6 protein-coding genes are annotated in these 7044 nt (G+C 70.9%); 3 read left to right on the forward strand and 3 right to left on the reverse strand.

Annotation, left to right across the window (positions count from 1 at the left end; genetic code table 11):
• Positions 1-46 precede the first annotated feature (46 nt).
• Together ACIP6U_RS45985 and ACIP6U_RS45990 are read right to left on the reverse strand one after the other, a co-directional pair.
• Positions 47-1498 carry an MFS transporter gene (locus ACIP6U_RS45985; protein WP_401729212.1) on the reverse strand — a complete coding sequence of 484 codons (1452 nt, stop codon included), beginning with the start codon at positions 1496-1498 and terminating at the stop codon, positions 47-49.
• A 63-nt stretch (positions 1499-1561) separates the two neighbouring features.
• Entirely contained in the window at positions 1562-2752 is a 1191-nt protein-coding gene (locus ACIP6U_RS45990) for a lipid-transfer protein (protein ID WP_401729213.1), read from the reverse strand.
• 194 nt (positions 2753-2946) lie between these two features.
• On the opposite strand from ACIP6U_RS45990, the gene ACIP6U_RS45995 reads away from it, so the two are divergent.
• The 3 genes from ACIP6U_RS45995 to ACIP6U_RS46005 all read left to right on the forward strand — a co-directional run bounded on the left by ACIP6U_RS45995 (position 2947) and on the right by ACIP6U_RS46005 (position 6503).
• On the forward strand, positions 2947-4683 hold the full coding sequence (locus tag ACIP6U_RS45995; RefSeq protein WP_401729214.1) for an MFS transporter: 1737 nt from the start codon (positions 2947-2949) through the stop codon (positions 4681-4683).
• Positions 4684-4834: 151 nt separating this feature from the next.
• Positions 4835-5509, forward strand: a complete 675-nt coding sequence (locus ACIP6U_RS46000; RefSeq protein WP_401729216.1) for a class I SAM-dependent methyltransferase — start codon at positions 4835-4837, stop codon at positions 5507-5509.
• Positions 5510-5519: 10 nt separating this feature from the next.
• Entirely contained in the window at positions 5520-6503 is a 984-nt protein-coding gene (locus tag ACIP6U_RS46005) for an N-acetylmuramoyl-L-alanine amidase (protein WP_401729217.1), read from the forward strand.
• A 120-nt stretch (positions 6504-6623) separates the two neighbouring features.
• Here ACIP6U_RS46005 and ACIP6U_RS46010 read toward each other — a convergent pair.
• A partial coding sequence (locus tag ACIP6U_RS46010; protein WP_401729219.1) for a hypothetical protein occupies positions 6624-7044 on the reverse strand: 421 nt, incomplete at its 5' end.

Raw genomic sequence — 7044 nt, forward strand, 5'->3', positions numbered from 1 at the left:
CCTCCTAGATGTTCAAAGGAGTCCATGGACCACCCGGATCGTTGCCTCACCCGGCCGAACTCGTCGACATTTTTCTCGGCCGCACCTTCCTCGGCAGCCAGACCAGCATCAGCACCGACCCCGCGAGCAGCACTCCCGCCCCCGTGCGGAACACCAGCGCGTACCCCTCCGTCAGCGCGTCCGGCGTCAGGCTGTCCCCCGTCCGGGCCGCCGCGATCGTCGACATGACCGCGAGGCCGAGGGAGCCGCCCATCGTGCGCGAGGTGTTGATCAGCCCGGAGACCAGGCCCGCTTCGCCGGGCGCCGCTCCCGACGTGGCGAGCGCGGCGAGGGGGGTCGCGGTCAGGCCCGCGCCCAGCATCATCAGGATGCCGGGGAACATGATCTCGGTGAGGTAGTCGCCCCGCGCGGTCATCGCGGACTGCCAGGCGAAGCCGCTCGCCGCGATCAGGGCGCCGAGCGCGGCCACGTTGCGCGCGCCGAGCCTGGGCAGGAAGCGGGGCGCGGACTTGGAGCCGACGAGCACCGCGAGCGAGCTGGGGACCAGGGCGAGACCGGCCTCCAGCGGGGAGTAGCCGAGCACGTTCTGGGCGTACAGGGTCATGAAGAACCACATGCAGAACATCGCGGAGCCGGTCAGGAACATCGCCGCGTTCGCCGACGACACCGCCCGCGCGCGGAACAGTCCGAGGGGCATCAGCGGGGCCGCCGTACGCGCCTCGACCAGCAGGAAGAGCGCGACCAGCGCGATGCCGGCGAGCAGGGGTATCAGGGTGGCCGCCGCCGTCCAGCCTTCCCGTTCGGTCTGCGAGATGCCGTAGGCGAGGGTGGCGAGTCCGGCCGTGACCAGGATCGCGCCCGGCAGGTCGAGGCGCCGTCCGTCGCCGTTGCGGCTCTCCGCGAGCCACCGGTACGCGCCGGCCAGCACGACCGCTCCGATCGGCACGTTGATCAGCAGCACCCACCGCCACGAAAGACCGTCCACCAGCGCCCCGCCGACGAGCCCGCCCGCGGCCCCACCGCCCGCGCCGACCGCGGTCCAGGTCGCGATGGCACGCGCGCGTGCGGCGCCCTCGGGGACGGCGGCGGTGAGGATGGTCAGCGTCGAGGGCGCGAGGACGGCCGCGCCGAGTCCCTGCACCGCCCGCGCGACCAGCAGCTCCGGCCCCTCCTGGGCGAGCCCGCCGCCCAGCGAGGCCAGCGTGAACAGGGAGAGCCCCACCAGGAACATCCGCTTGCGGCCGTACAGGTCCCCGGCCCGGCCGCCCAGCAGCATGAACCCGGCGAAGGCGATCGCGTACGCGTTGACCACCCACTGCAACCCCTGCGCGCTCAGCCCGAGGTCGGTCCGCATCGACGGCAGCGCCACGTTCACGACCGACACGTCCAGCACGACCAGGAACTGCCCCGCGCAGGCGAGCGCCACCACCAGCCAGGTCGGCGGCGTGGTGCGGCGGGTTATTCGGGTTGCATCAGGGGCTTCGAGCATGGGTGTCATACTCTCAACCCGCCTGCGCCCCTTGCATCGGGATTTCGCCGCACCCGGCCTGGACCCCGGGTCCTAGGACCCCGCGCGCAGGAGCGTCACCACGGCCGCCCCGCCCAGCCCGATGTTGTGCGCGAGTCCGACCCGCGCCCCCGGTACCTGCCGCTCCCCCGCCGTCCCCCTCAACTGCCAGGTCAGCTCGGCCACTTGGGCCAGTCCGGTCGCGCCCAGCGGATGCCCCTTGGAGATCAGCCCGCCGGACGGATTGACCACCCACCGCCCGCCGTACGTCGTCGCCCCCGACTCGACGAGCTTCCCGGACTCCCCCGCCGCGCACATCCCGAGGGCCTCGTACGTCAGCAGCTCGTTGACCGAGAAGCAGTCGTGCAGCTCTACGACGTCCACGTCCTCGATCCCGAGTCCGGACCGCTCGTACACCTGCCGGGCCGCCTCGCGGGACATCGGCTGTCCGACCACGTCGATGCAGGAACCCGACGCGAAGGACTCCTCGGTGTCCGTCGTCATCGCCTGGGCGACGATCTCGACGAGGCCGGTGAGTCCGCGCCGCTCGGCGAACCGTTCCGAGACGACCACGGCCGCCGCCGCGCCGTCCGAGGTCGGCGAGCACTGGAGCTTGGTCAGCGGCCGGTGGACCGTGCGCGCGGCGAGGATGTCGTCGACCTCGTACACGTCCCGGAACTGCGCGTTCGGGTTGTGCGCCGAGTGCTGGTGGTTCTTGGCGGCGACGGCGGCGAGCTGTGCCTCGGTGGTGCCGTACCGCTCCATGTGCTCGCGGGCCGCGTCGCCGAAGATCTGGGCGGTGGGCGGGGTCATCTCGAAGCCGTGCCGGGCGGCCATGATCCCGTAGTGCCGGGCGACGGGAGAGGTGGCGAAGTCGCCTCCGTCCGCCCCGCTCCCCAGCGCGCCCCGCTTCATCTGCTCGAAGCCCAGCGCCAGGACGCAGTCGGCCGCCCCGCCCTCGACGAGCTGCCGGGCCAGCATCAGGGCGGTGGAGCCGGTGGCGCAGTTGTTGTTGACGTTGTAGACGGGGACGCCGGTGAGACCCAGCTCATACGCGGCGCGCTGGCCGGCGGTGGAGGGCTGGAAGCAGTATCCGACAGGAACCTGTTCCACCTCCGTGTACGCGATCCCGGCGTCGGCGAGCGCCGCGCTCCCCGCTTCCCGTGCCATGTCCCAGTACTGCCAGTCCCGGGTCTCCGGCTTCTCGAACCTCGTCATGCCGACCCCGGCCAGGTAAGCCTTCATGGCGCGGAGACTAGAACACGTTCCACTCATCCACCAGACCCAGGCGCGCCCGTCCGCCGGAACCCGCCGGAATCTGACGCCGACTCAGACCCCCATGACATGGTCAAGAATTGATTAGAGGCGCGAAGCAACGGAATAGTTGCCCATGCATACGAGGTTTACCCAGCACTTATCTCTTCTGGAGGCCTCACCTCATGACCCACACGATCAACGAACAGCCCGCCCGGGCAGCCAGCGGGGCCGTGGTCCCGGTGCTCGCCTTCGCGGGCATCGTTGTCGCGGTGATGCAGACCCTGCTCGTCCCGGTCATCAAGGACCTGCCGCAGCTGCTGGACACCGCGCCCAGCAACGCGACCTGGGTCCTGACCTCGACGCTGCTCTCGGGCGCCGTCGCCACCCCGATCATGGGCCGGCTCGGCGACCTGTACGGCAAGCGGCGGATGCTGATCCTCAGCCTCGCCGTCATGGTGGGCGGCGCGCTGGTCAGCGCCCTCACCAGCGACCTGCTCACGATGATCGCGGGCCGTACGCTCCAGGGCTTCGCCATGGGCGCCATACCCCTCGGCATCGGCCTGATGCGCGACATGCTGCCCCGCGAGAAGCTCGGCTCGGCGATGGCCCTGATGAGCTCCTCGATCGGCGTCGGCGGCGGTCTCGCGCTGCCCGCGGCGGCCCTGGTCGCGCAGCACATGGACTGGCACGCCCTCTTCTACGGCGCCGCCGGCCTCGGCGTGCTCGCCATCGGCCTCACCCTCCTCGTCGTACCGGAGTCCCCGGCGCGTGCCGAAGGCACCTTCGACGTCCTGGGCGCGATCGGCCTCTCCGCCGGCCTGGTCCTCTTCCTGCTGCCGATCACCAAGGGCAGCGACTGGGGCTGGACGTCCACCACCACGCTCGGCCTGTTCGCCGCGTCCGCCGCCGTCCTGCTCCTGTGGGGCGTGATGGAGCTGAAGGTGAAGGCCCCGCTGGTCGACCTGCGCACCACGGCCCGCCCGGCCGTCCTCTTCACCAACCTCGCGTCGATCATGGTCGGCGTCAGCTTCTACGTCGTCTCGCTCGTCCTGCCCCAGCTGCTCCAGCTGCCGAAGGCCACCGGCTACGGCCTCGGCCAGTCGATGGTCTCCGCGGGTCTGCTGGTCGCCCCGCTCGGCCTGACGATGATGTTCACGGCCCCGGTCTACGCCCGCCTCTCGGCGAAGTACGGCCCGAAGGTCACCCTCATCCTCGGCATGATCATCATCGGCATCGGCTACGGCGCGGGCATCGGCCTGATGAGCGCCGCCTGGCAGAGCCTGGTCATCGCGGTCGTCCTCGGCGCCGGCATCGGCCTCGCCTACTCCTCCCTCCCCGCGCTGATCGTCGGCGCGGTCCCGGCCTCGGAGACGGGCGCGGCCAACGGCCTCAACACCCTGATGCGGTCCATCGGTACGTCGGTGTCGAGCGCCGTCATCGGCATGGTGCTGGCGAACACCGCGAACAACGTCAACGGCGTCGCGGTCCCGACCATGCACGGCTTCCGCGTCTCCTTCCTGATCGCGACCGGCGCGGTGGCGATCGGCCTGCTGATGGCCCTGTTCCTGCCCAGGCCCAACCGGGCACCGCAGCTGAACTTCAGCAGCGACGAGGAGACCAACCTGGAGCGCGCCGAGCAGATCCTGCGCGGCTTCCGCGGCCGGGTCCTGGACGCCGGCGGCTCCCCGGTCGCCCGCGCCAAGGTCACGCTGATCGACCGACGGGGACGGCAGGCCGGCGCGACGGTCTCCGACGAGGACGGCGGCTACGTGCTCGCCGTGCCGTCCGGGGGCGCGTACGTCCTCGCCGCGCGGGCGACGGGCCACGGCCCGCTGGCCTCGTCGGCGACGCACGGGGGCGAGGAGCGTCCGGTGGACCTGGACCTGTCCCTGCCGTCGGAGACGGTGTCCGCCAACTGACCCACCGATGACCGTGCGGCCGTCGTCCTGCGCCCCGGGACGCCGGCCACGGAGACCCAGCAGTACGCCGGTCCGCACCCCCTGTCGCCACACCGGCAGGGGGTGCGGCAGCATGGGCCGCCCGGACCCGCGTACGACCGAGAGGACCCCCATGCCCGCGGCCCCCAAGCCCGAGATCCTGGCCGCGTTCGAGGCGGCGAAGGGCTTCATGCCCGTGGACGAGGGCCTCGCCCTGTACGAGGCCGCCGTCGAGGCGGGCGCCCTCGGGCTGCCGCTCCTCGAAGTGGGCACGTACTGCGGCCGTTCCACCGTCCTGCTCGCCGACGCGGCCCGCGAGGCGGGCGTCACGGCGCTCACCGTCGACCACCACCGCGGCAGCGAGGAGCAGCAGCCGGGCTGGGAGTACCACGACCCGGAGACGGTCGACTCCGAACTCGGCCTGATGGACACGCTGCCGACCTTCCGCAGGACCCTGCACCGGGCGGGCCTGGAGGACCACGTGGTCGCACTGGTCGGCCGCTCCCCGCAGATCGCGAAGTTCTGGACCTCCCCCCTCGCCCTCGTCTTCATCGACGGCGGCCACACCGACGAGCACGCCACCGCCGACTACGAGGGCTGGGCCCCGCACGTCGCCGAGGGCGGCCTCCTCCTCATCCACGACGTCTTCCCGGACCCCAAGGACGAGTTCACCGGCCAGGCCCCGTACCGCGTCTACCTCCGCGCCCTGGAGTCCGGCGCCTTCACCGAACTCCCGCCGACCGGCTCCCTGCGGGTGCTGCGGCGGACGGAGGCGGGGCTGCGGGGACAGGGGCGCGACGGAAGCTAGGGTGGCTGACGTGTCGTACGTAGGCCCGGACTTCGATCCCCCTCAGCCCCGCCGTTCCCGTCGCCGTCCCCTGACCGTCGCGGTCGCCGCGCTCGTGCCGGGGGCGCTGCTCGGGTGGCTCGTGTACGAGGCGGTGGGGGGTTCCGGCGACGGTGGCGGGTCGGACCGGGCGGGGGTGGCGACGTCCGGCACGGCGTCGGCCTTCAGCAGCCCTGCCTCCGGCTCCGCCTCCACGCCCTCCCCCACCGGCCCCTCCGCGGGCGACGACAAGCAGCCGGGGTCGAGTGCGACGCCCGGCACCTCCGCGCCCGCCGGATCCACGCCCCTCAGGGGCAAGGTCGTCGTCATCGACCCGGGGCACAACCCGACCAACTTCCGGCACACGGCCGAGATCAACCGCAAGGTGAACATCGGCACCAACTCCAAGGAATGCGACACCACGGGGACGTCCACCAACTCCGGTTATCCGGAAGCCCAGTTCACGCTGGACGTCTCGCGGCGGCTGGCCACGCTGCTGGAGAAGCAGGGCGCCACGGTGAAGTTCACGCAGGACGGGGACCGGCCGTGGGGGCCGTGCGTGGACGAGCGGGCCGAGATCGGGAACAAGGCGCACGCCGACGCGGCGATCTCCATCCACGCGGACGGCGCCGCCGTCGGCAACCGCGGCTTCCACGTGATCCTGCCGGGCTCCGTGCACGCAGGCGCCGCCGACACCCGCAAGATCGTGGCCCCTTCGGCCGATCTCGGCGAGCGCGTGGCGGGCAATTTCCTGCGCGCGACCGGCGGCGCCCCCTCCAACTACATCGGCGACGGCACCGGACTGGTCACCCGCACGGACCTCGGGGGTCTCAATCTGTCAACGGTTCCCAAGGTGTTCATCGAATGCGGGAACATGCGCGATAGCAAGGACGCGGCACTGCTCACCAGCGGCGCCTGGCGACAGAAGGCCGCGCAGGGAATGGCCGAAGGAATCGCCAGCTTCTTGGAGACCTGACTTTGTCGACAAGTGAACCCTCAGGCTTCCCTCAATTGGATTGCAGAACGCAACATTCACTCGCTTGACTGACCTCGACCAACCAGGAAATTGCTGCAATCGAGGGGACCAAGTGAACTTTTACGGTGCCAGGTACGGACTCGCGATCGTTGCGGTCGCCGCCAGCACGCTCGTCGCGACTGGCTCAGCGCACGCCGACTCCGCCGACGGACACAGCCCGAGCATCACCAGTCCGGCGACGCCTGGCATCGGAGGCGGGATCAAGCGGTTGCACAATGTGCGTTCCGCTGGTACCAAGTGCGGCAAGAAGATGATCGCCTCTGCTTCCGGGTCGGGCAAAATGACGCTGCGCATCGACGAGACCCGGTCGGCCGGCACTGTGCTCTCGAAGAACATATCTGCCTCGAAAGGTGTCATCAGCGGTGGCGTCGGTTGGGACGTGACTAAGACGTCGTTTCTAATGGTGTGATCGCTCGTTGAGTCGTACATGACGGTTCTGGTGGAGCGGTTGGTGCCGGACGAGTTGTGGACGCTGTTTCGG

It is taken from the genome of Streptomyces sp. NPDC088794 (genome assembly GCF_044750545.1).
Taxonomy (GTDB): domain Bacteria; phylum Actinomycetota; class Actinomycetes; order Streptomycetales; family Streptomycetaceae; genus Streptomyces.

What these genes read in the sequence shown, in the direction of transcription:
- ACIP6U_RS45985 (WP_401729212.1), bottom strand. Translation starts at nt 1,498, where the DNA reads ATGACACCCATGCTCGAAGCCCCTGATGCAACCCGAATAACCCGCCGC.
- ACIP6U_RS45990 (WP_401729213.1), bottom strand. Translation starts at nt 2,752, where the DNA reads ATGAAGGCTTACCTGGCCGGGGTCGGCATGACGAGGTTCGAGAAGCCG.
- ACIP6U_RS45995 (WP_401729214.1), top strand. Translation starts at nt 2,947, where the DNA reads ATGACCCACACGATCAACGAACAGCCCGCCCGGGCAGCCAGCGGGGCC.
- ACIP6U_RS46000 (WP_401729216.1), top strand. Translation starts at nt 4,835, where the DNA reads ATGCCCGCGGCCCCCAAGCCCGAGATCCTGGCCGCGTTCGAGGCGGCG.